General features: G+C 38.6%; 36 protein-coding genes. All 36 read left to right on the plus strand.

The annotated features are described in order from the left end of the window. The first annotated feature begins 136 nt into the window (after positions 1–136). The 36 genes from rpoC to rplQ all read left to right on the plus strand — a co-directional run bounded on the left by rpoC (position 137) and on the right by rplQ (position 25,090). A complete protein-coding gene (gene rpoC, locus M5U24_RS14300; RefSeq protein ID WP_164994642.1) occupies positions 137–4,246 on the plus strand; it encodes a DNA-directed RNA polymerase subunit beta' in 4,110 nt (1,369 codons plus the stop codon). A 14-nt stretch (positions 4,247–4,260) separates the two neighbouring features. Then, a complete protein-coding gene (rpsL, locus tag M5U24_RS14305; protein WP_099325884.1) occupies positions 4,261–4,632 on the plus strand; it encodes a 30S ribosomal protein S12 in 372 nt (123 codons plus the stop codon). A gap of 25 nt (positions 4,633–4,657) precedes the next feature. Then, positions 4,658–5,140, plus strand: a complete 483-nt coding sequence (gene rpsG / locus M5U24_RS14310; RefSeq protein ID WP_099325885.1) for a 30S ribosomal protein S7 — start codon at positions 4,658–4,660, stop codon at positions 5,138–5,140. Between the two features lie 21 nt (positions 5,141–5,161). After that, the gene (fusA, locus tag M5U24_RS14315; protein WP_099325886.1) at positions 5,162–7,219 is read left to right on the plus strand and encodes an elongation factor G; all 2,058 of its coding nucleotides are present in this window, start codon (positions 5,162–5,164) and stop codon (positions 7,217–7,219) included. Between the two features lie 36 nt (positions 7,220–7,255). Beyond that, positions 7,256–8,458, plus strand: coding sequence for an elongation factor Tu (tuf, locus tag M5U24_RS14320; protein WP_099325887.1), 1,203 nt, complete (start codon positions 7,256–7,258; stop codon positions 8,456–8,458). Between the two features lie 91 nt (positions 8,459–8,549). Beyond that, the gene (gene rpsJ, locus M5U24_RS14325; RefSeq protein WP_099325888.1) at positions 8,550–8,858 is read left to right on the plus strand and encodes a 30S ribosomal protein S10; all 309 of its coding nucleotides are present in this window, start codon (positions 8,550–8,552) and stop codon (positions 8,856–8,858) included. Positions 8,859–8,895: 37 nt separating this feature from the next. Continuing rightward, positions 8,896–9,519, plus strand: a complete 624-nt coding sequence (rplC, locus tag M5U24_RS14330) for a 50S ribosomal protein L3 (protein ID WP_099325889.1) — start codon at positions 8,896–8,898, stop codon at positions 9,517–9,519. Between the two features lie 38 nt (positions 9,520–9,557). After that, a complete protein-coding gene (rplD, locus tag M5U24_RS14335; RefSeq protein ID WP_298202786.1) occupies positions 9,558–10,151 on the plus strand; it encodes a 50S ribosomal protein L4 in 594 nt (197 codons plus the stop codon). 17 nt (positions 10,152–10,168) lie between these two features. Further along, positions 10,169–10,450, plus strand: coding sequence for a 50S ribosomal protein L23 (gene rplW / locus M5U24_RS14340; RefSeq protein ID WP_099325891.1), 282 nt, complete (start codon positions 10,169–10,171; stop codon positions 10,448–10,450). A gap of 28 nt (positions 10,451–10,478) precedes the next feature. After that, positions 10,479–11,324 carry a 50S ribosomal protein L2 gene (gene rplB, locus M5U24_RS14345; RefSeq protein ID WP_099325892.1) on the plus strand — a complete coding sequence of 282 codons (846 nt, stop codon included), beginning with the start codon at positions 10,479–10,481 and terminating at the stop codon, positions 11,322–11,324. A 25-nt stretch (positions 11,325–11,349) separates the two neighbouring features. Next, the gene (rpsS, locus tag M5U24_RS14350; RefSeq protein WP_099325893.1) at positions 11,350–11,616 is read left to right on the plus strand and encodes a 30S ribosomal protein S19; all 267 of its coding nucleotides are present in this window, start codon (positions 11,350–11,352) and stop codon (positions 11,614–11,616) included. 73 nt (positions 11,617–11,689) lie between these two features. Then, complete coding sequence (rplV, locus tag M5U24_RS14355; protein WP_099325894.1) at positions 11,690–12,031, plus strand: 50S ribosomal protein L22; 342 nt, start codon at positions 11,690–11,692, stop codon at positions 12,029–12,031. Positions 12,032–12,048: 17 nt separating this feature from the next. Next, positions 12,049–12,708, plus strand: a complete 660-nt coding sequence (gene rpsC / locus M5U24_RS14360) for a 30S ribosomal protein S3 (RefSeq protein ID WP_099325895.1) — start codon at positions 12,049–12,051, stop codon at positions 12,706–12,708. Then, positions 12,692–13,111, plus strand: coding sequence for a 50S ribosomal protein L16 (rplP, locus tag M5U24_RS14365; protein WP_099325896.1), 420 nt, complete (start codon positions 12,692–12,694; stop codon positions 13,109–13,111). Before rpsC ends, rplP begins: the two co-directional genes overlap by 17 nt. Continuing rightward, positions 13,108–13,326, plus strand: coding sequence for a 50S ribosomal protein L29 (gene rpmC / locus M5U24_RS14370; RefSeq protein WP_099325897.1), 219 nt, complete (start codon positions 13,108–13,110; stop codon positions 13,324–13,326). The genes rplP and rpmC overlap by 4 nt, the downstream gene beginning before the upstream one ends. A gap of 8 nt (positions 13,327–13,334) precedes the next feature. Continuing rightward, positions 13,335–13,607, plus strand: coding sequence for a 30S ribosomal protein S17 (gene rpsQ / locus M5U24_RS14375; RefSeq protein WP_099325898.1), 273 nt, complete (start codon positions 13,335–13,337; stop codon positions 13,605–13,607). A gap of 22 nt (positions 13,608–13,629) precedes the next feature. After that, positions 13,630–13,998, plus strand: a complete 369-nt coding sequence (gene rplN, locus M5U24_RS14380) for a 50S ribosomal protein L14 (RefSeq protein WP_099325899.1) — start codon at positions 13,630–13,632, stop codon at positions 13,996–13,998. Between the two features lie 42 nt (positions 13,999–14,040). Next, positions 14,041–14,376 carry a 50S ribosomal protein L24 gene (gene rplX / locus M5U24_RS14385; protein ID WP_099325900.1) on the plus strand — a complete coding sequence of 112 codons (336 nt, stop codon included), beginning with the start codon at positions 14,041–14,043 and terminating at the stop codon, positions 14,374–14,376. Positions 14,377–14,392: 16 nt separating this feature from the next. Further along, positions 14,393–14,935, plus strand: a complete 543-nt coding sequence (gene rplE / locus M5U24_RS14390) for a 50S ribosomal protein L5 (protein ID WP_099327072.1) — start codon at positions 14,393–14,395, stop codon at positions 14,933–14,935. A gap of 10 nt (positions 14,936–14,945) precedes the next feature. Then, a complete protein-coding gene (locus tag M5U24_RS14395; RefSeq protein WP_099325901.1) occupies positions 14,946–15,131 on the plus strand; it encodes a type Z 30S ribosomal protein S14 in 186 nt (61 codons plus the stop codon). A gap of 39 nt (positions 15,132–15,170) precedes the next feature. Beyond that, entirely contained in the window at positions 15,171–15,563 is a 393-nt protein-coding gene (gene rpsH, locus M5U24_RS14400; protein ID WP_295100161.1) for a 30S ribosomal protein S8, read from the plus strand. A gap of 26 nt (positions 15,564–15,589) precedes the next feature. Next, positions 15,590–16,150: a 50S ribosomal protein L6 gene (gene rplF, locus M5U24_RS14405; RefSeq protein ID WP_099325903.1), complete on the plus strand. Its 561-nt coding sequence runs from the start codon at positions 15,590–15,592 to the stop codon at positions 16,148–16,150. Positions 16,151–16,173: 23 nt separating this feature from the next. Next, positions 16,174–16,542: a 50S ribosomal protein L18 gene (gene rplR / locus M5U24_RS14410; protein ID WP_099325904.1), complete on the plus strand. Its 369-nt coding sequence runs from the start codon at positions 16,174–16,176 to the stop codon at positions 16,540–16,542. 24 nt (positions 16,543–16,566) lie between these two features. Next, entirely contained in the window at positions 16,567–17,058 is a 492-nt protein-coding gene (rpsE, locus tag M5U24_RS14415; RefSeq protein WP_197705422.1) for a 30S ribosomal protein S5, read from the plus strand. Then, the gene (rplO, locus tag M5U24_RS14420) at positions 17,055–17,498 is read left to right on the plus strand and encodes a 50S ribosomal protein L15 (RefSeq protein ID WP_164994645.1); all 444 of its coding nucleotides are present in this window, start codon (positions 17,055–17,057) and stop codon (positions 17,496–17,498) included. The genes rpsE and rplO overlap by 4 nt, the downstream gene beginning before the upstream one ends. After that, entirely contained in the window at positions 17,495–18,877 is a 1,383-nt protein-coding gene (gene secY / locus M5U24_RS14425; protein ID WP_099325907.1) for a preprotein translocase subunit SecY, read from the plus strand. Before rplO ends, secY begins: the two co-directional genes overlap by 4 nt. Beyond that, positions 18,874–19,551: an adenylate kinase gene (locus M5U24_RS14430; protein WP_099325908.1), complete on the plus strand. Its 678-nt coding sequence runs from the start codon at positions 18,874–18,876 to the stop codon at positions 19,549–19,551. The genes secY and M5U24_RS14430 overlap by 4 nt, the downstream gene beginning before the upstream one ends. After that, positions 19,518–20,309 carry a type I methionyl aminopeptidase gene (gene map / locus M5U24_RS14435; RefSeq protein ID WP_230405749.1) on the plus strand — a complete coding sequence of 264 codons (792 nt, stop codon included), beginning with the start codon at positions 19,518–19,520 and terminating at the stop codon, positions 20,307–20,309. The genes M5U24_RS14430 and map overlap by 34 nt, the downstream gene beginning before the upstream one ends. A 21-nt stretch (positions 20,310–20,330) precedes the next feature. After that, entirely contained in the window at positions 20,331–20,549 is a 219-nt protein-coding gene (infA, locus tag M5U24_RS14440) for a translation initiation factor IF-1 (protein ID WP_099325909.1), read from the plus strand. A 41-nt stretch (positions 20,550–20,590) separates the two neighbouring features. Further along, positions 20,591–20,704, plus strand: a complete 114-nt coding sequence (rpmJ, locus tag M5U24_RS14445; protein WP_099325910.1) for a 50S ribosomal protein L36 — start codon at positions 20,591–20,593, stop codon at positions 20,702–20,704. Positions 20,705–20,734: 30 nt separating this feature from the next. After that, positions 20,735–21,118: a 30S ribosomal protein S13 gene (gene rpsM, locus M5U24_RS14450; RefSeq protein ID WP_099325911.1), complete on the plus strand. Its 384-nt coding sequence runs from the start codon at positions 20,735–20,737 to the stop codon at positions 21,116–21,118. A gap of 223 nt (positions 21,119–21,341) precedes the next feature. Then, positions 21,342–22,019: an SAM-dependent methyltransferase gene (locus M5U24_RS14455; protein WP_298202850.1), complete on the plus strand. Its 678-nt coding sequence runs from the start codon at positions 21,342–21,344 to the stop codon at positions 22,017–22,019. A 289-nt stretch (positions 22,020–22,308) separates the two neighbouring features. Beyond that, positions 22,309–22,686, plus strand: a complete 378-nt coding sequence (gene rpsK, locus M5U24_RS14460) for a 30S ribosomal protein S11 (protein ID WP_099325913.1) — start codon at positions 22,309–22,311, stop codon at positions 22,684–22,686. Between the two features lie 34 nt (positions 22,687–22,720). Continuing rightward, positions 22,721–23,347 carry a 30S ribosomal protein S4 gene (gene rpsD / locus M5U24_RS14465; RefSeq protein ID WP_099327074.1) on the plus strand — a complete coding sequence of 209 codons (627 nt, stop codon included), beginning with the start codon at positions 22,721–22,723 and terminating at the stop codon, positions 23,345–23,347. 146 nt (positions 23,348–23,493) lie between these two features. Next, the gene (locus M5U24_RS14470; protein WP_099325914.1) at positions 23,494–24,510 is read left to right on the plus strand and encodes a DNA-directed RNA polymerase subunit alpha; all 1,017 of its coding nucleotides are present in this window, start codon (positions 23,494–23,496) and stop codon (positions 24,508–24,510) included. 4 nt (positions 24,511–24,514) lie between these two features. After that, positions 24,515–25,090 carry a 50S ribosomal protein L17 gene (gene rplQ, locus M5U24_RS14475; protein WP_099325915.1) on the plus strand — a complete coding sequence of 192 codons (576 nt, stop codon included), beginning with the start codon at positions 24,515–24,517 and terminating at the stop codon, positions 25,088–25,090. Positions 25,091–25,096 lie beyond the last annotated feature (6 nt).

Raw genomic sequence — 25,096 nt, forward strand, 5'->3', positions numbered from 1 at the left:
GGATATTAGTTTGAAAACTGTGAGTTTATATAAGTAATATTAAGGGTTCGAGATATTACATTAGAATTTTTATAAAAAAGAGCTTGAAGTGCTGCGCGTAATATTTAGATTTGTGCGGACTCTTTGAGATTATTATATGGCAGAAATAATTTACGAAAGAATAAATGAGTATAGTTCGGTTAAAATATCGCTGTCTTCTCCGGAAGATATCCGCGGTTGGTCTTATGGCGAAGTTAAGAAACCTGAAACTATAAACTACCGTACATATAGGGCAGAGAAGGATGGTTTATTTTGCGAGCGTATTTTTGGCCCGGAACGTAATTGGGAGTGTTTTTGCGGTAAATATAAGGGCATTAAACATAAAGGAATTGTTTGTGATAGATGTGGTGTGAAATTGACCCATTCACGTGTGAGAAGAAGGAGGATGGGCCATATAAATTTAGCAGCACCTATCGTTCATATTTGGTTTTTTAAGGCAATGCCCTCACGTTTGGGTACTCTTTTGGGAATGAAAACTACGTCGCTGGAAAGAATCATTTATTTCCAGGGTTATGTGGTTATAGACCCTGGCAGTACAACACTCAAAGAATATCAGGTGCTTAGCGAAGAAGAATATAAAACAACTAAAGAAAAATTTGGTGAAGAGTCTTTTGTGGCAGCGATGGGTGCTGAGGCAATACGAATGTTATTGCAAAAAATTGATTTAGTTGTGTTGTCTAATGAACTGCGCGAGGAACTTGGCCGTACCCGTTCAAAACAACGTGCCAAAGAAATAATAAAAAGGTTAGAAATTGTAGAAGCTTTTCGGGATTCGGACAACAAACCCGAATGGATGGTTTTGAGTGCGATTCCTGTTATTCCGCCAGACCTGAGACCATTGGTGTTGTTGGAAAGCGGCAATTTCGCTTCATCAGACCTGAATGATTTATATAGAAGAATTATTAACAGAAATAATCGACTTAAGAAGCTGATAGACCTTAATGCCCCCGAAGTTATTATAAGAAACGAAAAAAGAATGCTTCAACAAGCGGTTGATGCTTTATTTGATAATACGAGGGGGAAACGTCCAGTTCTTGGAAGCAACAATAGGCCATTGAAGTCTCTTACTGATATGATAAAGGGGAAACAAGGCCGATTTAGAGAGAATTTACTTGGTAAACGTGTGGATTATTCTGCACGTTCTGTGATTGTTGTGGGACCTGAGCTGAAATTGCATCAGTGTGGGTTGCCAAAGAAAATAGCGCTAGAACTATTTCAACCATTCATAATAAGAAGATTAAGAGAGTTTGGATATGCGGATACAATTAAAAGTGCAAAAAAGATGCTGAGTAGAAAGGACAAAGAAGTTTGGGATATTCTAGAAGAAGTGGTAAAGCGGAGACCAGTGTTGCTTAATAGAGCTCCCACACTTCATAGAATGGGTATACAAGCGTTTGAGCCTATACTTGTGGAAGGTAATGCAATAAAGCTACATCCACTGGTTTGCCGAGGGTTTAATGCTGATTTCGATGGTGACCAAATGGCGGTTCATTTGCCGTTGTCCATTGAAGCACAGACGGAGGCAATTACTCTTATGTTGTCTACAAATAACATCTTTTCTCCCGCTTCAGGAGAGCCAATTATTGTGCCATCACAGGATATTGTATTAGGATGTTATTATTTAACCGCCAGCATACAGAATGAGGCGGTGCAAAAACTAAAAAGATTTAGTGGTAATGAAGAGGTAATATATGCCCTGTCTGTAAATAAATTACACCTACACGACAAGATTGAGATAAAATTAAAACAGGTCACTGTTGTTAACGATCGCTTAGTAAAAGAAGAACCAGTTTGCGGCTTGTGCGAAACGACTGCTGGGCGTGTTGTATTTAATAGTGTATTACCTGAAGGAATTCCTTTTTACAATTATCCTTTAGATCAAAAGGGAATAAGCAGGATAATTCAGGATTGTTATAAAATGCTCGGAAGAGAGAAGACCATTACTTTATTGGATGATGTAAAAGAAATTGGATTTAAAGAATGCACTAAGGCTGGGTTATCATTTTCAATAAGTGATGTTAAGATGCCTGAGAAAAAAAGTGAAATAATCGATAAAACACAGTTGGAAATAGAAAAGATACAGAAGTTATACAAAAAAGGTGTTATTACGGAAGGAGAGCGCTACAATCAAATTATAGATGCATGGACATACACCGGCGAAAAAATAGCCGAAGAAATGATGGGTGCTCTTAAAAATGATACAAGAGGCGGTATACCTTATTTGAACCCTGTCTATCTGATGTCTGCTTCAGGGGCAAGAGGAAGTTCACAGCAGTTGAGACAGCTCGCTGGAATGCGTGGTTTAATGGCGAAGCCCTCGGGAAAAATCATAGAAACCCCTATAAAGGCAAATTTTAGAGAGGGTTTAGGAGTGTTAGAGTATTTTAGTTCTACTCATGGTGCTAGAAAAGGGTTAGCGGATACAGCGTTAAAGACTGCGGATTCTGGATACTTAACAAGGAAACTGGCGGATGTTGCTCAGAATGTAGTGATTACTTCTTTAGATTGTGGTACCAAGAACGGCATTACAAAAAGTGTAGTTTACAGGGGGGAAAAAGTGGAGGTTCCTCTAAGTAAGACTATAACTGGAAGGGTTGCAAGAAACAATATTGTAGATTTAGTTAAAGACGAAGTAATTATCAGAGAAAACGATTTAATTACCGAAGAAAAAGCCAAAAAGATCGAGGCTTTAGGATACGAAAAAATAAAAGTAAGGTCTCCATTTACGTGTGAAATGTCTCTGGGGCTTTGTTCGAAATGCTATGGAATGGATCTATCAAGGGGAGGACTCGTTGAGGAAGGTATGGCCGTAGGGATAATTGCAGCTCAGTCAATTGGTGAGCCTGGTACCCAGCTAACAATGAAAACTTTCCATATCGGTGGTACTGCTACTCGTTCGGTAGAAGCTTCTGAGACAAAAGCAAAACGTTCGGGCAAAATTAAGTACCATAATTTGAATGTTGTTAAAAATCCACAGGAAAAAAATGTTGCTATTAACTCAAAAGGCGAAATATTAATTATAGATGCAAAAGAAAGACAAATCGAAAAACATTCGGTGGTGCTTGGTGCGGAAGTTTTAGTTAAAGAAGGCGATAGTGTTGCTGTTCGCCAAACACTGACCCGCTGGGACCCACACATGGTTCCTATATTAGCGGAAATGTCAGGGTCTATTCGTTTTGAAGATATTGAAATAGGCAAAACTGTCAGAGAAGAATCCGATGCATCCACCGGATTTAAACGTAAAGTAATTATGGAACATAAGGGTGATTTGCACCCTCAAATAATTATAGAGGATGAGAATGGTAAGATTTCAGGGTTGTATCCAATACCTGAAAAGGCTCATCTGGAGGTTGAGGAGGGAGAGAAGATTACTCCGGGTACGTTGCTTGCGAAAACACCGAGAGAGATTTCCAGGACGGAAGATATAACTGGTGGACTACCGCGAGTCGCCGAAATTTGTGAGGCACGAAAGCCAAAAGACCCTGCAGTTATGAGTGAAATAGAAGGGGTCGTGGAGTTGGGGGAAAAAAGGCGCGGTAAGCGAACTATTATTGTCAGAGGAGAAGGTGGTATGGAGAGTGAACACCTTGTACCAAGAGGTAAACATTTAAAGGTACATAGGGGTGATCTTGTTAAAGCTGGAGACCCACTTGTAGAAGGGCCGTTGGTTTTGCAAGATATTTTGAGAATACGTGGCGAGGAAGAATTGCAGACTTACATGTTAAAAGAAGTTCAAAATGTTTATCGGTCTCAAAACGTACCGATTGACGATAAACATATTGAAATAATAATTGGTCAAATGCTTAGGAAGGTAAAATTAGAGGATGCTGGGGATACCAATCTTCTTCCGGGACAAATCATGGATAAATTTAAATTCAGAGAAGAAAATAAGAAGATAAAAGATATGGGCGGAAAACCGTCAACTGCAAAACCTTTATTGCTGGGTATTACGAGAGCATCTCTGCAGGCGGATAGTTTTATATCTGCAGCTTCTTTCCAGGAGACAACAAAAGTATTGACTAGAGCTGCGCTTGAAGGAAAAGTTGATAATTTGGTAGGATTAAAGGAAAATGTAATTCTTGGTCATTTGGTGCCCGCCGGTACCGGATATAAGTCGTACAATACACTTTATGCAATTTCTACAGATGAGGTTGCAATCAAGGAAGCAAGCAAGCAAAAAGAAGAGTTATTAGAGCCAACATTATAAATAGTGGGGGAGATATGCCTACAATAAATCAATTAATAAGAAAAGGTCGAAAGAAAACAAAAAATAAAAGTAAAAGCCCAGATTTAGAAAAATGTTCTCAAAAAAAGGGTGTCTGCCTTCAAGTAATGACGAGAACTCCGAAGAAACCAAATTCAGCTTTGAGAAAAGCTGCGAGGGTGAGGTTGTCAAATGGCAGGGAGATAAGTGCTTACATTCCAGGCGAAGGTCATAATTTACAAGAACATTCAATCGTATTGGTGAGGGGAGGAAGGGTGAGAGACCTTCCAGGTGTTAAATATCACATAGTCCGTGGAACATTGGATTGTGCCGGCGTAAATGGCCGAAAACGATCCAGATCTAAATATGGCGCAAAAACCCCTAAATAGGTCTTAATTTTGGAGAATTTAATAGATGGCTCTTGCGTATAGAAGTACTGAGAAATTTTTACAACCGGATGCAAAATATAAAAGTAAGTTAATAACAAAATTTATCAACTGCCTTATGAAAAAGGGAAAGAAGAGTACGGCAGAAAAGATATTTTACGGTGCTATGGATCTGATAGAAAAAAAAGTATCTGATGTAGCTCCTATTGAACTTTTTGAAACAGCAGTAAATAATGTTAAGCCTTTGGTCGAGGTTCGGTCGAAGCGTGTGGGAGGTGCCACATATCAAGTACCTGTTGAAGTCCCGAGACAAAGACAGATAGCTTTGACGATACGGTGGATAATAGAAGCTGCTAAAAGCAAAAAAGGACGTCCTATGTTCCAACGCTTGGCAGATGAGTTGATGGACGCATACAAAAAACAAGGCATATCAATAACAAAAAGAGAAAACACGCATAAAATGGCAGAAGCTAATAAGGCGTTTGCACATTTTGCATGGTCAAAGTTTTAATTGAGGGTGGATTAAAAAAAGATGAAGTTTGAAAAATTAAGAAACATTGGAATTGCTGCACATATCGATGCTGGAAAAACAACTACATCAGAACGTATACTATATTATACTGGAAAATCTTATAAAATGGGTGAGGTTCATGAAGGCACTGCTACCATGGACTGGATGGAAGAAGAGCAAAAACGAGGCATTACTATTACTGCGGCTGCCACTACATGTAGTTGGAAAGATTATCAGATTAACCTGATTGATACTCCGGGGCACGTCGATTTTACTATGGAAGTGGAGCGATCTCTTAGAGTTTTGGACGGCGCAGTGTGCGTTTTTTGCGGTGTTGGAGGGGTAGAGGCGCAGTCGGAGACTGTATGGCGGCAAGCGGATAGATATAAAGTGCCAAGAATTTGTTTTGTAAACAAAATGGATCGGGTAGGTGCAGATTATTATAAGGTTGTTGACGAAATTAACGAAAGGCTTGGATTTACGGCAGTTCCCATACAAGTACCAATTGGCAATGAGTCGAATTTTAGAGGATTAATTGATATAGTTCGTATGAAAGCCAGGATATATTCAGACGAAGAAGATAAAACGGGTATGAATTTCTCTGATGAAGAGATTCCTGCAGAATACCAAAAAAAGGCAGAAGAAGAACGAGAAAAGTTGATTGAAGCCTTGGCCAATCACACTGATTGGCTTACAGAAAAGTTTTTAGACGGGAAAGAAATCACAACAGAAGAAATAAAGAAGGCTATTCGTGAAGGGACGATAAATTTAAAGTTTGTTCCGGTATTGTGTGGATCGTCATTTAAGAAAAAAGGCGTGCAACTTTTACTTGATGCGGTATGCGATTATTTGCCATCGCCAGTGGATAAAGAGGCCATTGTTGGTATTGATCCAAAAACTAATAAAGAAATTTCCAGAAAACCGTTTGTGGAAGAACCGTTTTGTGCGTTGGCTTTTAAAATTGCTTCTGATAAACATGGCGATTTGACTTTTATACGGGTTTATTCTGGAAAGTTAACTTCCGGAACGAGGGTGTTAAATTCGGGAAAAGATAAAAAAGAGCTGGTTAGCCGTATATATAAAATGCATGCGGCAAATAGGGAGCAAACTAACGAGGTAATAGCCGGTGAAATTTGCGCTGTGATTGGCCTCAAAGATACAGTTACCGGCGATACGCTTTGTGATCTGGACAATCCTATAATTTTAGAAAAGATGGAATTTCCGGATACGGTCATTTCAATGGCGATAGAGCCGAAATCAGATAAAGAAAAAGAAAAACTGGGGATGGTGCTAACGAAGCTGGCGAAAGAAGACCCTACCTTCAGGATGCACTTGGACAAGGAAACCGGTCAAATGATTATTTCCGGAATGGGAGAGTTGCATTTGGAAGTAATTAAAAACAGGATGTTGAGCGAGTATAATGTGGACGCAAATGTTGGTGCGCCAAAGGTATCATATCGTGAGACGATTAGGAAAAAAGTTGAGGTGGAAGGAAAATTTGTTCAACAGACTGGCGGACATGGACAATATGGTCATGTATGGATAACTGTGGAGCCATTTAAAGAAGGTGATGAACCGGTAACTTTTGTTGATGCAATAGTCGGTGGTAAAATCCCAAGGCAATATGTGAGATCTGTAGAAAAAGGTATTCGTGATACTGCGGTAACTGGTGTTGCAGGCGGTCCGCCATTGATTGATATCAAAGTAACGTTGATAGATGGTTCTACGCATCCTGTAGATTCTTCTGATCTAGCTTTTTACACTGCTGCATGTATTGCTTTTAGAAAAGGTGTTGAAATGGCGAATTCCATATTGCTGGAACCAATAATGTCTATTGAAATAACAGTTCCGGAACAATACATGGGTGATGTGATAGGAGAAGTTCATAGTCGCAGAGCAAATATATTGGAAATGATAACCAAGGGAAATATAAGGATTATTAAAGGTGAAGTCCCCCTTGCTGAAATGTTTGGTTATTCAACGACATTACGTTCCATTACTCAAGGAAGAGGCACTTTTACTATGGAACCTTTAGAGTACAGACCGGCGCCTGCAAAATCTGTTGGCAATGTTACATAACGTATTCATAAATCAAAATATTGGAGGTTTAAATTAATGGCTAAAGAAGTATTTCAGCGAACTAAGCCGCATTTAAACATAGGTACGATAGGGCATGTGGATCATGGTAAGACAACGCTGACGTCAGTAATAACGCATGTATTGTCGAAGCAGGGGTTGGCGAAGGATAGGCCGTTTGATTCAATTGACAAGGCTCCTGAAGAGCGCGAACGAGGTATAACGATAGCGATATCGCATGTGGAGTATGAGACGAAGAAGAGGCATTACGCGCATGTGGACTGTCCTGGACATGCAGATTATGTAAAGAATATGATAACAGGTGCGGCGCAGATGGATGGAGCGATATTGGTTGTAAGTGCGCCGGATGGTCCGATGCCGCAGACCCGCGAGCATATATTGTTGTCAAGGCAGGTGGGAGTTCCCAGGATTGTGGTGTTCCTGAATAAGGTGGATATGTTAGAGGATCAGGAGCTGTTGGAACTTGTAGAGATGGAAATAAGGGAGCTATTGAGTAAATATGATTTTCCTGGGGATGAGATACCTGTAGTGAAGGGTTCTGCGCTGAAGGCGGCACAGTGTGGATGTGGAGGCGCGGAATGTGCGAGTTGTGGACCGATATTGAAACTAATGGATGCGGTGGATGCTTACCTCCCCGATCCTATAAGGGAAATAGATAAGCCGTTTTTGATGTCCGTGGAAGATGTGTTTAGCATAAAAGGGCGTGGTACAGTTGGAACAGGCAGGGTTGAGAAGGGTAGAGTGAAGGTAGGAGATGAAGTAGATGTTGTTGGGATTAAGCCGGATATAAAGAAGTCTGTGGTTACTGGTGTGGAAATGTTTAATAAAACGTTGGATGAGGGGCAGGCAGGGGATAACCTGGGATTGTTGCTGCGGGGGGTAGAGAAGAATGATCTGGAGCGTGGTCAGGTGTTAGCGAAACCCGGCAGTATAACGCCGCATACTAAATACGAAGCGGAGGTGTATATATTGACTAAGGAAGAGGGGGGAAGGCATACTCCCTTTTTTAATGGATATAGGCCGCAGTTTTATTTTAGGACGACTGACGTGACCGGGGTGGTAACTTTGACAGGCGGTGCGGAGATGGTGATGCCTGGAGATAACGTGAAGATCAATGTAGCATTGGTAACGCCGATAGCTATGGATGAGGGGCTGCGGTTTGCAATTCGGGAAGGTGGGAAGACAGTGGGTGCAGGTGTCGTTACAAAAATTGTTGAATAAATTATAATTATTAAGTTGATTTTTTGTAAATATATGATATCCTCGTGAACTTGAGTTTTTTGTAGGTTTGGGCTTTTTTGGGAGCATAGAAGTGTTGGATCAGAAAATTAGAATACGAATGGAAGCATATGACTATAGAATATTAGACCAATCGGCGCTGGAAATCGTTGAAACGGCAAAGCGTACTGGTGCAAAAGTGTTTGGTCCTGTTCCCCTGCCGACTCGCATAGAAAGATACACCGTCCTAAGATCTCCGCATATTGATAAAAGGTCTAGAGAGCAGTTTGAGGTAAGGACTCATAAGAGGTTGATTGATATTTTGGAGCCTACGGCGAAAACGATGGATGCGTTGAATCGGATTAACATGCCCGCTGGTATAGAGATCAAGATAAAAGCATAACTTTTATAGAAATTTAATAGCGTAAGGTTTGATTGAAATGTTAAATAGTTTATTAGGTGAGAAGGTAGGAATGACCCAAATTTATACTGGTGAGGGGGCGTTGGTTCCTGTCACGTTGATAAAGGCGGGGCCTTGTAATGTGTTGCAAGTAAAAACGTTGGGGAATGATGGGTATTCTGCTGTGCAGCTTGGGTATAAAGATAAAAAAATAAAAAGAGCAAAGAGGCCAGAAATTGGACATGCTGCTAAAGCGTCTTTGCTTCCAGGCCGGTTTGTTAAAGAGGTGAAACTGGATACTGTTTCTGATATCCATCTTGGGCAGGCGGTCACATTGGATATATTCGAAGATGTCAAATTGGTTGATGTTATAGGTATATCAAAAGGAAAAGGCTTTGCCGGTGTTATGAAAAGGTGGGGTATGAAGGGAGGTCCGCAAACGCATGGGTCTACGAGGCATCGTTCTGTTGGCTCTGTTGGTGCTGGGACCGATCCAGGAAGAGTCATTCGTGGGAAAAAGATGCCGGGACAGCTTGGTAGGGAGCGTGTTACAATTAAGAATCTTGATGTTGTCAAAGTTGATAAGGAAAAAAATATGCTTTTTGTTAAGGGAGCTGTTCCTGGGTATAAAGGTAGTTATCTAATAATAAAAAAAATTGTATAATTTTAGGGTAAGAGGAAGTATGGAAATAATAGTATACAATGATGAAGGAAAAAAAGATAGAAAATATGCAGGTTCCTGACAGCATATCCGATTCTCCTGTGCGCTATAAACTTTTAAGGGATGTGGTAAAAATGTATGAGGCAAATAAAAGACAGGGGACGGTTTCGACGAAAACAAGGGCGGAGGTTTCTGGGGGCGGTAAAAAACCGTGGGCACAAAAGCACACAGGTAAGGCGAGGGCTGGAAGCAGTAGGTCTCCCATCTGGAGGGGTGGCGGTGTTGCATTTGGGCCAAAACCAAGGGATTACTCTTATTCTATTCCGAAAATGGCAAAAAAGCGGGCTCTTTTTTCCGCACTGTCGTCTAAGATCAAAGATAACGAAGTCGTGGTAGTGGATAAATTAGATTTTGCTTCTCCGAAAACAAAACATATGGTTTCGTTACTAAAATCTTTTGGAATGGTGGGGATAAGTAGTTTGATTGTAATATCAAAAGCCACAGAATCTCTTTTGAAATCTTCGAGAAATATTCCTTATGTAAGAATGATGGAGTGTCATGATTTAAATGCATATGAGATTCTTAAGCCAAAAAAAATATTAATAACCAAACAAGCACTGAGTAGTTTGCGTTAGGTAGGGGACCAAATTATATGGATAAATACGATGTTATTAAGGGTCCGCTAAGAACTGAAAAGAGCGTTTCAGATGGTGAGAAAACGAATTCCTATCATTTCGATGTAGACTTAAAAGCGAACAAAATTCAAATAAAAAATGCAATTGAGGGCATTTTTGGTGTTAAAGTAAACGGTGTGAGGACCTTGATAAAAAAGAGCAAGAGAAGAAGGGTTAAATTTATAATGGGTAAAACAAGAGAATTAAAAAAGGCTATTGTAGCTTTAAAAGAAGGGCATACAATTGATTTCGGCTATTAAAGTTTTAACTTTGAGGTAAAAAGTTCTTATGGGTATTATATATTACAAACCCGTAACTCCGGGAAGAAGATTTGCCAGTGTTTCAGATTTTTCAGAAATAACGAAAACAAAGCCGGAAAGATCTTTGATTCGGCCTCTTAAAAAAACCGGTGGTAGAAATTCTGAAGGGAAAATTACGGCTGGGAATGTTGGTGGAGGCAGTAGGAGACAATATAGAAATATTGATTTTAAGCGGAGAAAGGATGGTATTCCAGCAAAGGTTGCCAGTATTGAGTATGATCCTAATAGATCCGCTCGTATTGCTTTACTTAATTATGTCGATGGAGAAAAAAGATACATTTTGGCTCCAGAGAAATTGAAGGTCGGTCAGTTTGTGAAATCGGGTGAAAAGGTAGATCCTGACATTGGCAATACTATGCCACTTAACAATATACCTTTGGGTATGGATCTGCACAATATTGAGTTGCGTGCTGGGCAAGGAGGTAAGATAGTTCGGTCTGCAGGTAGTGTTGCAAGATTGCTGGCAAAAGAAGGTGGATATGCTCACATAACACTCCCCTCTGGTGAAGTCCGGAAAGTTCACGGTAGTTGCAGGGCCACAATTGGACAACTGGGTAATACTGATCATAGTAATATACGTTTAGGAAAAGCAGGTAGAAATAGATGGAAAGGGAGAAGGCCTCACGTAAGAGGAGTTGCAAAAAATCCCGTAGCACATCCGATGGGAGGTGGTGAAGGAAGAAGCGGGGGTGGTAGGCACCCTTGCTCAAAGACTGGCTTGCTTGCTAAGGGTGGAAAAACAAGGAAAAAGAGAGCTGTAAGTAGCAGATTTATAATTAGAAGAAGGAAAGTTGGGGCTAGAGGTAATTTGTAAATTTTGAAAGATATTAGGAGATTTGATGAGTCGCTCTATAAAAAAAGGACCATATGTTGATAAGAAGTTGTTAGAAAAAGTAATGAAGCAAAAAGAATCAGGTGTGCATGAATCTTTACGTACTTGGGCAAGAAGCTGCACCATAATACCTGAATTTGTGTCACACACCTTTATGATTCACAATGGTAAAGTATTTAATAAGCTATTTGTTACCGATGATATGGTAGGGCATAAGTTAGGTGAGTTTTCGCTTACAAGAACTTTTCGGTCTCATAGTGGCAAAAAGAAATAGTAGGCAGTGCATAAACCAATGTTGATATAAAGCTTTACAAGAAATTAAATTTTGTATCGAAAGGTAACGGTTGATGGATTATAGATCATGTCATAGGTACGCAAAAATCTCACCGAGAAAGGCTCGTTATGTTATTGATCTTATTAGAGGAAAATCAGTTAATGACGCTTTGAGAACTTTGAGACTGACGCATAAGCGTGCATCTTACATGATAGATAAAGTCATCAGGGCTGCGTTAGCTGCGGCAAACGAGAATGTCTCTGCGGATGTTGAAGCGTTGTATGTTAAACATGCCTTAGTTGATGGTGGTCCAAGCAGGAAGTGGTTTCGTCCAAGACCTCGAGGGATGTCCTCGAGAATTTTAAAACGTACAAGTCATATTACAGTCGTTTTGGCTGAAAAGGCTAAAAGATAAAAAGATAAGGAGAAGAAATGGGACAGAAGGTTTGTCCAATTGGTTTTCGGCTGGGAATAACGCAAGGGTGGAAATCTGTCTGGTATGCTGACAAGAAATCTTTTGGTTCTTTGCTAGTTGAGGATTTCAAGATACGCAAGCTAATTAAAAAAAATTATGGTTTTGGCGGAATACCATTTGTTGAAATAGAAAGAACCCGGCAAGAGGCTAAGATAACTCTTCATACCGCGCGCCCTGGACTAATAATTGGCAGGAAGGGTGCGGAAGTCGATAAGCTTAAAGATGAATTACAGAAATATATTGGACGTGTTGTTGTTGTAAAGATAAAAGAAATAAATAAACCCGAAACTTATGCGCAGCTAGTAAGCGAAAATGTGGCAGAGCAATTGGAAAGACGCGCTTCTTTTCGAAGGGCTATGAAAAAAGCGATGGAGGCATCACTTAATGCAGGTGTTAAAGGTATGAGAATTCAGGTTTCGGGAAGGTTAGGTGGCGCAGAGATTGCGAGGACAGAGAAGATTACTCACGGAAGTGTTCCGTTACACACCCTCAGAGCGGACATAGATTATGGTTTTGCCGAAGCTAAAACTACTTACGGTGTAATTGGCGTTAAGGTATGGTTGTATAAAGGTCTTACAAGTTCAAAAGGGGAGGATGCAAATGAGGTTAATGCCTAAGAGGGTAAAGTTCAGGAAATCGCAGCGTGGAAAAATTAAAGGAAATGCCACACGAGGAAACGCTGTATCTTTTGGAGAATTTGGCTTACAAGCTTTGGAGCCTGGATGGATCACGGCTCAACAAATTGAAGCAGGAAGAATTTCTGCAGCACATAGTATGCCAAAAGAAAGCAAGCTTACGATAAGGATATTTCCTCATAAGTCAGTGACGTCAACACCAATTGAAACTCGTATGGGTAAAGGCAAGGGGGAACCGGAGTTTTGGGTTGCTGTTGTGAGGCCAGGAACTATTTTGTATGAGATCGGCGGTGTAAATGAAGAGGGAGCTCGTGAAACTTTTTGCAGAATAGCGCATAAAATGCCTGTAAAAGTCAGACTAGTGCGAAGGAGACGTGCGTTTTGAAGATTACTGAGATAAGAGTTAAATCGCGCCTGGAAATTGCAGAAGAAGCAGAGTCAACAAGAAGAGAACTTTTGAATCTCAAATTTCAATGGCAATCGGGGGAAACGGGTAATACTGCACAGCGGAAATTTATCAAAAAGAAAATTGCCCGACTAAAAACCGTATTGCGGGAGATTGATTTAGGAATTAATAAAAATCTAGTTTCAGGAGGGTAGTTATAAAAATGCAAACTGCAACTGAAAAAAGAAGTAGGCGAAGAAAGTATGTTGGGAATGTCATAAAGACAAAAATGAATAAGACAATAACTGTAGAGATAATGCGCCTTGTAAAACATCCCAAGTATGGAAAGTATATAAAAAAATCTACTGTTTACAAAGCTCATGATGAAGAAAAAAGCGCAAATGTTGGGGACAAGGTAGAGATAGCCGAATGTCGACCCATTAGTAAAACAAAATTTACAAGATTTATTCGTATTATTGAGAAGGCAAAAGATTGATCATTAGCTGGGGTGTGTTTAGATGATAATGGAACAAACTAGTTTAGACGTCGCGGACAACAGCGGGGCGAAAAAGGCAAAATGTATAAAAGTTCTCGGTGGTTCTCGGCGAAAATATGCAACGGTAGGCGATGTAATCGTAGTAGCTGTAAAAAAATCTATTCATGGAGGAGTAGTTAAAAAAGGCGACGTTTGCAAAGGCGTTATTGTTAGGACACGGAATAATGTGCGTCGGGAAGATGGGTCCTATTTGAAATTTGATAAGAACGCAATTGTTATAATCGACAACGATGGTAACCCAAGAGGGACTAGAATATTTGGTGCAGTGGCAAGAGAATTAAGGCAAAAAAACTTTATGAAAATAATTTCCTTGGCTGCAGAAGTAGTTTAATTAGTTGAGAATGAGGTTTTAGAGAAGGAAAACAGTGGTTATATGCATATTCGCAAGAATGATATAGTGGCAGTAGTTGCTGGAAATGAGGCGGGAAAAACTGGGAAAATAATGAAAATATTACCAGAAAAAAATCGTGTGGTAATAAAAGGGGTAAAGGTAATATATAAGCATGTTAAGCCCAGCCAGAAAAATCCACAAGGCGGTAGGATTCAGAAAGAGACTTCAATATCAGCTGCAAATGTTTTGCCTGTTTGTCAGAACAGAAGTTGCAAAAGGAATGGATTAGGGGTACGAATAAAAAAGAAGGTTTTGGAAAATGGCGCTAAATTGCGTACGTGTGTTTATTGTGACGTAGAAATATCATCGGATGAATGATAGTTTAGGATTAATTATGGCAAGGTTATTAAAAAAATATAAAGAAGAAACCGTTCCTCATTTAATAGAGAGGTTTTCATTAAGAAACAAATATTCAGTACCCAAAATACAAAAAGTTGTAATCAATATGGGTGTTGGAAAGGCAATTGACAATAAAAATTTTCTTGAAGAAGCTATAGGGCATCTGACAACAATAAGTGGCCAAAAGCCGGCTGTTACTGTCGCAAGAAAATCAGTTGCTGGTTTTAAATTAAGAGAAGGCCAGGCGATTGGTTGTAAAGTTACCCTACGTGGGAAAAGAATGTTTGAATTTATTGATCGTTTTATCAGCATCGTTTTACCACGAATAAAAGATTTTCGTGGAATATCTGTGAAATCTTTTGATGGAAGAGGAAATTACACATTAGGTCTCACAGAACAGACAGTTTTTCCTGAAGTGAATATTGATAAAATTACAACTATACAGGGCATGGATGTTACATTCGTTATTAGTGGCAAGTCAGATGAATATTCTCATGAATTGCTAAAGTCATTGGGAATGCCTTTTAGGTCTGAATAAGGAGTTTTAAATGGCAAGGAAGTGTTTAATAGAAAAAGCTAATAGGGATCCTAAATACAAAACTAGAAAATATAATAGGTGTAAATTATGCGGGAGAAGGCGAGCCTATTATCGTAAATTTCAAACATGCAGGATCTGTTTTAGAATGCTCTCGTTAAAAGGTGAGATACCTGGTGTTAAAAAAGCAAGTTGGTAAAATTAAAATTGATTTATTGAAAAGGGATAAAATATGTGCATGACAGATCCAATTTCAGACATGCTTACACGAATAAGAAATGCTAATATGATTCGTAGGGATTGCGTTGATATTCCTGCTTCTAAAATTAAGCAGGAGATATTAAAGATTATGAAAAATGAGGGTTATATTGAAGAATATAAAGAAATTCCTGATAATAAACAAGGGATCATCAGGGTTTATTTAAAATATGGAGCGTTGAAGCAGAAGGTTATTAACAATCTCGTAAGAGAGAGTAAGTCAAGCAGAAGGGTTTACAAAAGTGCCAAAGATGTAGAAAAGGTTTGCGGAGGTTTCGGGTCTGCGATATATTCTACGTCGAAAGGGATATTGTGCGACAAGGAGTGTCGAAGGTTAAAAATTGGCGGTGAACTTATTTGTACAGTGTCTTAATAGGTTTTTTTATTTAAGGGGTTAGGATGTCAAGAATAGGGAAGCAACCTGTTAAGGTTCCGAGTGATGTAAAAGTTGCAATAAATAATAAAGCTATTGAGATAAAAGGGCTTAAGGGTACCTTAAATTTAACCGTTCATCCGAGCATTGATGTTGAATACGCACTAGGTAGTCAACAGATTATTGTGAAGAGAAGCTCGGATGAAAAGCGATTTAAAGCACTGCACGGTTTAACTAGGGCATTGCTCGCAAATATGATGATAGGTATTATGCGTGGGTTTTCTAAAGATATTGAGATTGTGGGATTAGGATATAATGCTAAAATACAAGGCAATACGTTAGTTTTATCGCTGGGTTTTTCTCATCCTGTACATATGGAGATACCGAAAGATATTAAAGTTGAGGTTAAAAATCCAACAAACCCCGCTAAATTGACGATTTCTGGTACTGACAAACAATTGGTAGGTCAGTTTTCTGCAATGATAAAAGCTAAAAAGCCTTCTGAACCTTATAAGGGCATGGGTGTGAAGTATGCCGGAGAAGTAATAAGAAGAAAGGCTGGTAAGGCTATGTCTTCCGGTGGGTAATGTTTTGGTTAAGGGTATAGATTATGGATCCAATTAAAGAAAAAAGAAGAAAAAGAGCAGGGCGACATAAAAGAATCAGAAAGAAAGTGATAGGCAGTTGCGAAAGACCACGTTTGAGCGTTTATCGAAGTCTGAAGAATATTTATTGTCAGATTATTGATGATAATGAGGGCAAGACACTAGTTGCAATTTCTACTTTAACGCCAGATGTTAGAGCAAGTATCGTATATGGTGGCAACATAAAGGCGGCGGAGATCGTTGGTGAAAAACTGGCAGAACAGGCTATAAAGAAAGGTATTACAAAAGTAGTTTTTGATAAAGGTGGATATGCTTATCATGGAAGGGTTAAGGCTTTAGCGGAAAGTGCCAGAAAGAATAGTTTAAATTTTTAATTATTTGATAAGTCGAACAAGGAGATACAGTTGGCGCAACCAGAACAACCGATTAATCTAGAAGAAACAGTTGTAAAAATTAACCGATGTACGACTGTAACCAAGGGTGGAAAGTCGATGAGCTTTAGTTCTCTTGTTGTTGTTGGAAATAAGGCGGGGAGTGTCGGTATCGGCTTTGGAAAAGCGCGTGAGGTACCAAACGCGGTAAATAAGGCCGTCAAGGAAGCGAAAAAACAGCTATTTAAAATAAATTTAAAGGGCGACACGATACCACACGAGATAATGGGACGTTACAAGGCTGCCAGAGTATTCATGAAGCCCGCTTCACCAGGTACAGGTATTAAAGCTGGTGCGCCTGCAAGAGCAGTTCTGGAATATGTGGGAGTAAGAAATATCTTGACTAAATGTTATGGCAAAAGGAATCCACTTAATGTCGTTAAGGCTACATTAAACGGTTTGAGATCCCTAAAAACAAAAGAAGAAGTTGAAGAACTACGGGGAGTAAGGATAGAATGAATCTTTTTGATTTAAATGCGGTTCCAATAAAGAGGAAACGTAAGAAAAGGGTAGGGCGAGGAATTGGGTCCGGTTGGGGAAAAACTGCAGGTCGTGGAGCAAAAGGAGCTTCTTCGAGATCTGGCTTCAGCATGAAAAAATTGTTTGAGGGTGGACAAACACCTCTTTTCCGCCGATTACCAAAACGTGGTTTCAACAACATATTTAAAAAAGAATATAACATTGTAAATTTAAAGGACATTGCACATTTTGGCAGTGGTGATATAGTAACGATTGCTATACTGAAGGAATCTGGGATAATTAAAAAAATAGGTGTAGGAGTGAAGGTGTTGGGTGAGGGCGAGTTAAAAAATTCAATTACAGTTGAAGCGCACAAATTTAGCAAAGTCGCAATGGAAAAAATTAAAGCGGCAGGCGGAGAGGCTAAAATAATTCCATGATTGAACAATTTGGAAATGTTTTTCGCATACCTGAGTTACGTAAAAAAGTTCTAATCACACTTGGTTTAATAGCATTGTGTCGGGTAGGTGTTTATTTACCCATACCCGGTATCGATACCACTGTATTAAAGTCGTATTTTAATCAGTTTTCACAGTCCGGAATTGGGCAATTATTAGGAATGGTAGACATGTTTGCAGGCGGTGCCATGTCTTCCGGTGCTATTTTTGGACTAGGAGTGATGCCTTACATCAGTGCCTCTATCATCTTTCAGTTGTTAGTTGGTGTGGTTCCTTATTTAGAACGGCTACAGAAAGAGGGTGAGGTAGGCAGGAAGAAAATTAATCAATATACACGGATTGCAACCGTAGGTTTGTGTCTTTTCCAAGCTTTTGTGATGACGAGAACACTTTACACTGTCGAGTTTAATGGAGTTCCAGTTATACCAGTATATTTACAGGGCGTTAGTTTTCAGTTAATGGCGGCAATTTTACTAACAACTGGCACTATGATCTTGATGTGGATCGGGGAGCAGATAGAAGAGCACGGGATCGGTAGTGGTATATCGATAGTTATTATGGTTGGGATTATTGAGCGCCTGCCTTGGGCTTTTAACCAAATAGTACAGAACTTTACATTTTCTGTAGCTCCGGCAGAACATCAGATTGGAATCGTTAAACTTTTAATATTGTTGGGTATGTTTTTCGCCATTGTAGGTGGTGTTGTCTATATAACGCAAGGGCAAAGGCGTATTCCTATACAACAAGCTAAGCATACGCGTGGTAGGAGGGTGTACGGTGGACAAAGACACTTCTTACCGCTAAGAGTGAATCAAGCTGGCGTGATGCCAATAATATTTGCGCAATCATTGTTGATTTTCCCTGCTGCAATCATGCAAGGTATACAGATACGGTTTGAACCCGGGAGCGTTGGTTATTGGATAACCTCGCGCTTATCGGGTATTTTGCAAGAAGGTGTTTTATACGTTATGTTGTATATTTTACTAATTACTTTTTTTTGTTATTTTTGGACGGCTATCCAATTTAACCCAAGAGAAATGTCCAATAATATGAAAGATTATGGCAGCTTTATTCCCGGGATTAGACCGGGGCATAGAACTGCAGAATATCTTGAGAGTATTATGGGCAAGATAACACTTGCAGGTGCTGCCTTTTTATCTTTAATTGCTATTCTTCCGAAGTTGGTAGCAGGAGGCTTTGAACTTAACAGGGCTATTGCTGGATTTTATGGAGGCACTGGATTACTGATAATTGTTGGTGTTGCATTGGATATGGTGCAAAGAATCGAATCGCATATGATAATGAGGCAATATAGTGGCTTTCTTAGCGGTGGTACACGAATTAGAGGTAGGATGGGATGAGGATCGTATTTTTAGGTCCTCCAGGTGCAGGTAAAGGAACTCAAGCGGAAACAATTAGTAAGATTGAGAATATTCCTCATATTTCTTCAGGGAATTTATTACGCGAAGCTATTGAGGCCGGAACTGAGACAGGTGCTAAGGCTCGTTTTTATATAGAGAAAGGCATATTAGTACCAGATCAAGTTGTTGTGGGAATTGTTGTAGATAGAATTTTAAAGCATGATTGTGAAAATGGTTTTGTTTTGGATGGTTTTCCAAGGACACTTTCTCAAGCAAAAGTGCTTGACGAAATGTTAAAAACACTTGGAGATAGTCTTGACATTGTTTTTTATTTTATTGTCTCTGAGCAGACGGTTATTGATAGATTGTCTGGTAGGATGATTTGTAGTGTGTGCGGTGCGAATTATCACATAAAATTAGTGCCACCGCTAAAAAATGGTATTTGTGATAAGTGTGGCGGGAAATTACTTCAAAGGGCCGATGATAAACCAGAAACAATTATAGAAAGACTTAAAGTTTATCGTGAACAAACGGCAGACCTAGTTGAATATTATAAGAAAAATAAGATATTAAGGGAAATAATTAGTGACTTGAGAATAGAAGTGATCTCAAAGACTATCGCTGATATCATAAATCAAGAGTGCAAGAAGCAAAAAAAGACAATGGCCGGGTAACAAAGGTGATAGTGCGCAAATCTCCACGTGAAATAGAAATAATGCGAAGTGCTGGAAAGATAACGGCAGAAGCGCTAAGACTGGCGAGAGAACTCACTAAAATAGGTATAACAACAGATTATTTAAATGAAGAAATAGAGAAATTCATTATAAGTAAAGATGCGGTACCTGTTTTTAAAGGCTATAGAGGGTTCCCTAAGAGCATATGCACTTCAATAAATGAAGAAGTTGTTCATGGTATACCTAGCCAAAGAAGATTAGACGAAGGTGATATTTTAAGCATAGATGTTGGTGTCCGTTATCGTAAATATGTTGCAGATGCTGCACTGACAATACCCGTTGGGATTATTTCTGAGGAAGCTGAAAGACTTTTAGATGTGTGTGAAAAATCGTTATATTTGGCCATAAGTGTGATCAAGTCACATGAAAAGTTGTCATTGATTTCGCGAACAATACAAGAGTTTGTTGAGGAAAACGGTTATTCAGTTGTAAGAGATTATACTGGTCACGGCATTGGTAGAAGCATGCATGAAGATCCACAAGTACCTAATTTTGTTAGTAAGTCGCTTTTAGAATATGATGAAATATTAATGCCTGGCGTGACTATTGCAATAGAGCCTATGATTTGTGTTGGAAAGCCAGGTACGAAGGTGTTGAATAATAGGTGGGTCGTCGTGACAAAAGATGGAGAATTATCAGCCCATTTTGAACATACGGTCGTAGTTACGGAAAATGGGGCTGAAATTCTAACGCTGTAGAAATTTTTTTATTTATATAATATGGCAAAAGAAGAACCGATTCGTGTGGAAGCAGTTGTAAAGGAATCTCTTCCCAATGCAATGTTTAGGGTAGAGTTGCAAAATGGACATAAGATACTTGCGCATGTTTCTGGTAAAATGCGCATGCACTTTATTAAAATATTGCCTGGTGATAAAGTGACTGTTGAGATGTCTCCATATGATCTTGATAAAGGTAGGATAATTTATAGGCAAGTTTAAAAGATTCGGCATATTTTAATTATTATTTAGAGAAGGCCACCATGAAAGTTAGAACTTCGGTGAAGAGAATTTGCGAAAACTGTAAAATAATAAGAAGAAAAAATGTAGTTCGTGTAATTTGTTTGAATCCTCGGCACAAGCAGAGGCAAGGATAGTTTTTGTGATTTCTAGAAAGGAATCTATTAATGCCTAGAATTGCAGGTACAGATATTCCCGCAGATAAAAGAATAGTTGTTGCGTTAACATATTTTTACGGTATTGGGGGTGCTCTATCTAAGAAAATATTAAGAGAACTTAACATAGATGAAAATGTGCGCGCTAAGGATCTTCATGAAGACCAGCTTAGTATTTTAGGCGCTCATATCGGGAAAAATTATAACGTAGAAGGTCAATTACGTAGACAAGAATTACAGAATATTTCACGTTTGAGAAGCATAAGTTGTTACCGTGGAATGCGTCATCGAATTGGATTGCCGGTGAGAGGTCAAAGGACAAAAACAAACGCTCGAACTCGAAAGGGGCGAAAGAAAACTGTAGCGGGCAAAAAGGGAGTTAAAGAAATGAGGTAACCTTTTGTATTCTGAACTATCTAATAAATTTTTGATATGTAATTATGAATTTTAAAAGGTTAAGATGGAAAAAAAGAAATAATTGCAGCATTAATGACAGCTAATGTGAATTTTTTAAATGCTCTCGGATTGAATATAGATGTTTCAATTAGCAGAGAAAACAAGAAGTTTAATGAAGTCGTAGGATTCTGTGAACAAGTTATAACAATAATCGAAACCTTCTATAAAGAAAAAAAAAGAAATTGTATTTCTTGACTGTTCTTGTGGTAAATCTTATTTGTCGTTTGTCTTGAATTATGTACTTTCAAATGTCTTTGCTTTAAATACATATTTCTATGCGGTCGATAAGAATACGGCAATAATAGAAAAATGCGAGAGGATCAATAGCCTTCTCGGATTTAAAAATATGTGTTTTATAAATGCTAAAACAATTGATGTTCTACCAGAAAAATCTGTCGATTTTGTTATTGCACTTCATGCTTGTGATGTCGCTACGGATGAAACTATTGCAAAAGCAATTAAAATAAAATCCAGGCATATTCTGGTAGTACCCTGTTGTGAAAATAATATTAGAAATCGGCTTAAAGAAGGACATCCGTTGGTGGATATAACGGATTTTGGCTTATTGAGATATCGGTTTGCAAGTATCCTTACCGAAGCATTAAGAGCACAGTTTTTAGCTGGAGCAGGTTATAGTGTTAAGCTCGTTGAGATCGTATCCCCAAAATATACGCCAAAAAACCTGATGATCATAGCAAAAAGAAAAAAAAGAAATAAAAAATACAATATGAATAAGTTTCAGAAATTAGATGAGATGTTTAATACTGACTTTGCCTTGCAAAGTTTTTTTGCCGATACAGGTTCAAATCGAAGTGAATGTTATAAGGCAATATGTGGGTGATATATTGTAATATACTGTAAGGGTTTGCAAACATGGACTTCTATGTTTACTCATAACTTTTATTTTTATAACTGGTTATAGCATTTGAAAAATCTTATTTTGTGAACTCCTTGAGTATCGTTAATCTGTTCGTTTTGCGGTATACTGATAAGCTCATAAAAAATATAATAGTTTTATAAAAGTGTTTGTATGACATTATAAGCTGTAATTAAAGTTAAAAAAAAGTGTTACTATGTTTTTTGTGTACTAAACACAATAACCAGGATGATTTTGATTGATGAGGTGAAATATGTCTAAAACTAGCAAAAAAATTAGGCGCAATGTTACAAGAGCTATCGCAAATATTAAAGCTACATTTAATAATACTTATGTGACAATAGCAGATGTTAATGGTGAGACAATTTGCTGGGCAAGTGCTGGTACCGCAGGTTATAAAGGATCCCGGAAAAGCACCCCTTTTGCAGCTCAAAAAGCAGCGACAAGTGCTGCTGAAAAAGCACAGAAATATGGAATACAAGAAATAGAAATAAGAGTTAAGGGGCCTGGGCCTGGCAGAGAATCTGCTATCACGGCCCTTCAAGCCGCAGGATTGAGTGTAAAAGCGATAGAAGATGTTACGCCTCTTCCACATAATGGTTGCAGACCCCGTAAAAAGCGCAGGGTGTAAAATAAATACAAATGTAGTTCTGGAAAGGAAAGATATGGCGAGATATGTAGGACCGCAGTGTAGGTTGTGTCGAAGAGAAGGTGAAAAACTGTTTTTGAAAGGATTTCGTTGTGAAACGGCTAAGTGTGCGATAACAAAGCGAAAATATCCTCCTGGACAATTTTCATGGGGAAGAGGAAAACTTTCGAAGTATGGTATCCAGTTCCGGGAAAAACAAAAAGTGAAACGTTTTTATGGTGTTTTAGAAAGACAGTTCCGGAATTACTTTAGAAAAGCGGAAAAACAAAAAGGGAATACTGGTGATAATCTATTAGTAATGTTGGAACGAAGGTTGGATAATGTTGTACATTTACTAACATTTGCACATTCAAGGAAAAGCGCCAGACAGCTTATTTTACATGGCAATGTAACGGTCAATGATAAAAAAGTTGATATCGCCTCTTTTTTAGTAAAAGTTGGTGATGTGATAAGGCCAAAAAATAGCGAAAGAAGTCGGAAGCTTGTTCAGGATAACGCGGAAGCTTTAAAATCCAGAAAAATATCCTCTTGGTTAGAATTTCGGCAGGGTGCATTGGAAGGTGTGGTGACACAACTTCCAAACAGAGATGATATTTCTGTTTCCGTGCAGGAACAGTTAATAATCGAACTTTGCTCAAAATAATCTTTTTAGCCGGATCATTCCACAATAATAAGAGTTGTCATTGTAGTCGTCAATTGAATTTGTAATCCCGCAAACATTCGTAAGAAAATTACTTACGTCAAATTTATTTTTATAAATTCCCTTATAAATAGATTAGGGAGGAAAATATGCGAATAAGGTGGAGAGGTCTTGAACTACCAGTACGAGTAGATGTTGAAAATGAAACTTTGACCGACAGGTATGGTAAGTTCATAGCAGCCCCTTTCGAACGTGGTTTTGGTCACACAATAGGAAATAGTCTACGAAGAATTTTGTTGTCTTCTTTAGAAGGTAGCGCTGTTGTTTCAGTTAAAATTGAAGGGGTGGCGCATGAATTTACCAATGTACCAGGTGTAATAGAAGATGTTGCTGATATAATCCTGAATATCAAAAATTTGATTGTCAAAATGCATTCTGATCAGCCGAAGATTATAAAAATTGAGGCTAATAAAAAAGGTAAAGTTACCGGCAAAGATATTATTACTGACGAAAACGTGGAAGTTGTTAATGATGATTTACATATAGCAACACTTTCAGAGGATATGGCTTTTAATGTTGAAATGGAAGTGAGAAAAGGTCGCGGGTATGTAACTGCTGATGAAAATGAAGCTGAGGATCAAGAGATTGGTTTGATATCTGTAGATTCTTTTTTTTCTCCTGTCAGAAATGTACGGTATGTCACTGAGGAGACACGTGTTGGAAGACGAACAAATTATGACAGACTTATTTTAGAGATTTGGACGAATGGTACTGTTACTCCCGAGATGGCTTTGGTTGAAGCCGCAATGATTACTCGAAAGCATTTGAATCCGTTTATACAATACTTCGAAATAGGCAGAGAATTACAACAAATCGAAAAAAATATGAGTGCTGAGTGCATATCTGACATGTCTTCTGAAGAATTTAATAGGACTTTGAGCATGCCGATTGCGGAATTAGATTTATCGGTGCGAGCTTCTAATTGTTTAGAGACTGTTAATATCGTAACGGTAGGTGATCTTGTTGTTAAAACAGAGGACGATCTTTTACAGATAAAGAATTTCGGAAAAACCACGATGAAGGAATTAAAGAAAAAACTAAGTCAGTTAAATTTAGCTATTGGGATGCCATTGGAAATAAAACGAATGGAAAAGGGAAAAGGTTGATACAATGAGACATGGAAAGAGAGGCAGGCATTTATCTAGAACTTCCGCTCACAGAAAGGCATTGAGGCAGAATATCGCAAATAGCCTTTTTATTCACGGAAGAATAGTTACAACTGTTGAAAAAGCAAAGGAGACAAGATCTTTTGTTGAAAAGATAATCACCATAGCTAAAAAAGGATTGGACAAAAAAGAGAGCGACAGGCCAGGCTATGTACACTGTTATCGACAGGTTCTTTCTAGATTGAAAAATGTCGATATTGTAAAAAAGATTTTTGGAGAAGGAGATTGGCGCGAGAGTGAGGGTATTGCAAAAAGATTTACAAACAGGAATGGTGGATATACACGTATATTGAAATTGTCAGGTACACGCTTAGGAGTTCTTTCTGGGAGCAGTGTTGGTAAGATACCAGAGCTTGAATATTCTATGGGTGGAATATGTAGAAAATTAAGGTTGTTGGGAAGAAGGCTTAATGATAATGCATCCCTTGCTATTTTTGAGTTGGTAGAAACTGAAACAGATGTAAACAACTCAGAAGAGATTAAACCCAAAGTTGCCACCTCTTCGCTTAAAAACTTCTGATTTTTT

Origin of the sequence: Candidatus Kuenenia sp. (assembly GCF_027493735.1) — a bacterium.
Taxonomy (GTDB): Bacteria; Planctomycetota; Brocadiia; order Brocadiales; family Brocadiaceae; genus Kuenenia; species Kuenenia stuttgartiensis_A.

What these genes read in the sequence shown, in the direction of transcription:
- rpoC (WP_164994642.1), top strand. Translation starts at nt 137, where the DNA reads ATGGCAGAAATAATTTACGAAAGAATAAATGAGTATAGTTCGGTTAAA.
- rpsL (WP_099325884.1), top strand. Translation starts at nt 4,261, where the DNA reads ATGCCTACAATAAATCAATTAATAAGAAAAGGTCGAAAGAAAACAAAA.
- rpsG (WP_099325885.1), top strand. Translation starts at nt 4,658, where the DNA reads ATGGCTCTTGCGTATAGAAGTACTGAGAAATTTTTACAACCGGATGCA.
- fusA (WP_099325886.1), top strand. Translation starts at nt 5,162, where the DNA reads ATGAAGTTTGAAAAATTAAGAAACATTGGAATTGCTGCACATATCGAT.
- tuf (WP_099325887.1), top strand. Translation starts at nt 7,256, where the DNA reads ATGGCTAAAGAAGTATTTCAGCGAACTAAGCCGCATTTAAACATAGGT.
- rplC (WP_099325889.1), top strand. Translation starts at nt 8,896, where the DNA reads ATGTTAAATAGTTTATTAGGTGAGAAGGTAGGAATGACCCAAATTTAT.
- rplD (WP_298202786.1), top strand. Translation starts at nt 9,558, where the DNA reads ATGATGAAGGAAAAAAAGATAGAAAATATGCAGGTTCCTGACAGCATA.
- rplW (WP_099325891.1), top strand. Translation starts at nt 10,169, where the DNA reads ATGGATAAATACGATGTTATTAAGGGTCCGCTAAGAACTGAAAAGAGC.
- rplB (WP_099325892.1), top strand. Translation starts at nt 10,479, where the DNA reads ATGGGTATTATATATTACAAACCCGTAACTCCGGGAAGAAGATTTGCC.
- rpsS (WP_099325893.1), top strand. Translation starts at nt 11,350, where the DNA reads ATGAGTCGCTCTATAAAAAAAGGACCATATGTTGATAAGAAGTTGTTA.
- rplV (WP_099325894.1), top strand. Translation starts at nt 11,690, where the DNA reads ATGGATTATAGATCATGTCATAGGTACGCAAAAATCTCACCGAGAAAG.
- rpsC (WP_099325895.1), top strand. Translation starts at nt 12,049, where the DNA reads ATGGGACAGAAGGTTTGTCCAATTGGTTTTCGGCTGGGAATAACGCAA.
- rplP (WP_099325896.1), top strand. Translation starts at nt 12,692, where the DNA reads ATGAGGTTAATGCCTAAGAGGGTAAAGTTCAGGAAATCGCAGCGTGGA.
- rpsQ (WP_099325898.1), top strand. Translation starts at nt 13,335, where the DNA reads ATGCAAACTGCAACTGAAAAAAGAAGTAGGCGAAGAAAGTATGTTGGG.
- rplN (WP_099325899.1), top strand. Translation starts at nt 13,630, where the DNA reads ATGATAATGGAACAAACTAGTTTAGACGTCGCGGACAACAGCGGGGCG.
- rplX (WP_099325900.1), top strand. Translation starts at nt 14,041, where the DNA reads ATGCATATTCGCAAGAATGATATAGTGGCAGTAGTTGCTGGAAATGAG.
- rplE (WP_099327072.1), top strand. Translation starts at nt 14,393, where the DNA reads ATGGCAAGGTTATTAAAAAAATATAAAGAAGAAACCGTTCCTCATTTA.
- M5U24_RS14395 (WP_099325901.1), top strand. Translation starts at nt 14,946, where the DNA reads ATGGCAAGGAAGTGTTTAATAGAAAAAGCTAATAGGGATCCTAAATAC.
- rpsH (WP_295100161.1), top strand. Translation starts at nt 15,171, where the DNA reads ATGACAGATCCAATTTCAGACATGCTTACACGAATAAGAAATGCTAAT.
- rplF (WP_099325903.1), top strand. Translation starts at nt 15,590, where the DNA reads ATGTCAAGAATAGGGAAGCAACCTGTTAAGGTTCCGAGTGATGTAAAA.
- rplR (WP_099325904.1), top strand. Translation starts at nt 16,174, where the DNA reads ATGGATCCAATTAAAGAAAAAAGAAGAAAAAGAGCAGGGCGACATAAA.
- rplO (WP_164994645.1), top strand. Translation starts at nt 17,055, where the DNA reads ATGAATCTTTTTGATTTAAATGCGGTTCCAATAAAGAGGAAACGTAAG.
- secY (WP_099325907.1), top strand. Translation starts at nt 17,495, where the DNA reads ATGATTGAACAATTTGGAAATGTTTTTCGCATACCTGAGTTACGTAAA.
- M5U24_RS14430 (WP_099325908.1), top strand. Translation starts at nt 18,874, where the DNA reads ATGAGGATCGTATTTTTAGGTCCTCCAGGTGCAGGTAAAGGAACTCAA.
- infA (WP_099325909.1), top strand. Translation starts at nt 20,331, where the DNA reads ATGGCAAAAGAAGAACCGATTCGTGTGGAAGCAGTTGTAAAGGAATCT.
- rpmJ (WP_099325910.1), top strand. Translation starts at nt 20,591, where the DNA reads ATGAAAGTTAGAACTTCGGTGAAGAGAATTTGCGAAAACTGTAAAATA.
- rpsM (WP_099325911.1), top strand. Translation starts at nt 20,735, where the DNA reads ATGCCTAGAATTGCAGGTACAGATATTCCCGCAGATAAAAGAATAGTT.
- rpsK (WP_099325913.1), top strand. Translation starts at nt 22,309, where the DNA reads ATGTCTAAAACTAGCAAAAAAATTAGGCGCAATGTTACAAGAGCTATC.
- rpsD (WP_099327074.1), top strand. Translation starts at nt 22,721, where the DNA reads ATGGCGAGATATGTAGGACCGCAGTGTAGGTTGTGTCGAAGAGAAGGT.
- M5U24_RS14470 (WP_099325914.1), top strand. Translation starts at nt 23,494, where the DNA reads ATGCGAATAAGGTGGAGAGGTCTTGAACTACCAGTACGAGTAGATGTT.
- rplQ (WP_099325915.1), top strand. Translation starts at nt 24,515, where the DNA reads ATGAGACATGGAAAGAGAGGCAGGCATTTATCTAGAACTTCCGCTCAC.